This is a genomic window from Pseudomonas sp. PKS (assembly GCF_051913525.1).
GTDB classification, from domain to species: domain Bacteria; phylum Pseudomonadota; class Gammaproteobacteria; order Pseudomonadales; family Pseudomonadaceae; genus Aquipseudomonas; species Aquipseudomonas guariconensis_D.
Genome location: NZ_JBEGDO010000049.1, coordinates 1 through 628, shown reverse-complemented (window position 1 = coordinate 628; position 628 = coordinate 1). Strand labels below are relative to the sequence as shown.

Sequence of the window (628 nt, the reverse complement as noted above, 5' to 3'; positions counted from 1 at the left end):
CCCCGCGGGCTTCCTCTCTCTTCAGGGTGGCGAAAAAGCTTTCTGCCACTGCATTGTCCCAGCAATTGCCTTTTCGGCTCATGCTCTGGATGCAGCCTTTTTCAGCGAGCGCCTGACGGAACCTGCTGCTGGCGTACTGACGCCCTTGATCAGAGTGGAACACCAGCCCTGAGGGCGACAGACTGGCGTTCCAGGCGTTAATGAAGGCGCGCTCAACCAAATCATCCGGCATCCGGTCCGCCAGGCTGTAACCCAATACTTGGCGGGTTTGAATGCTGATAACGACGGCTAGGTAGAGCCAACCCTCCCGCGTGGAGATGTAGGTGATATCGCTGACCCATGCTCTAGTGGGGTTCGTTGGCGAAAATTGGCGGTCGAGTACATTACGTGCAACCGGCTGGTAATGCCGACTGTCCGTGGTGCAAGGCTTGAACCGGCCTTTGGCCTGCCCCTGGATACCTTCCTCCTTCATCAGTCGCCTCACCCGCTTGTGACCAACGGCATGAGACGCCTGACGCAACGCCTCTACCAGGCGAGGTCGGCCATAGGTCTTACGGCTGGCTGCATGGATCTTGCGCAGATCCTGCCTGAGTTGAGCATCCTGCCTGGGATGCTCAGGGCGACGCAG

Annotated in this window: 1 protein-coding gene; it reads right to left on the bottom strand. The window is 58.9% G+C overall.

Going from position 1 to position 628, the window contains the following annotated elements; genetic code table 11:
- On the bottom strand, positions 1–571 hold a 571-nt coding region (locus tag ABOA88_RS24025), incomplete at its 3' end, for an IS3 family transposase (protein ID WP_440127995.1).
- Between the last annotated feature and the right edge of the window lie 57 nt (positions 572–628).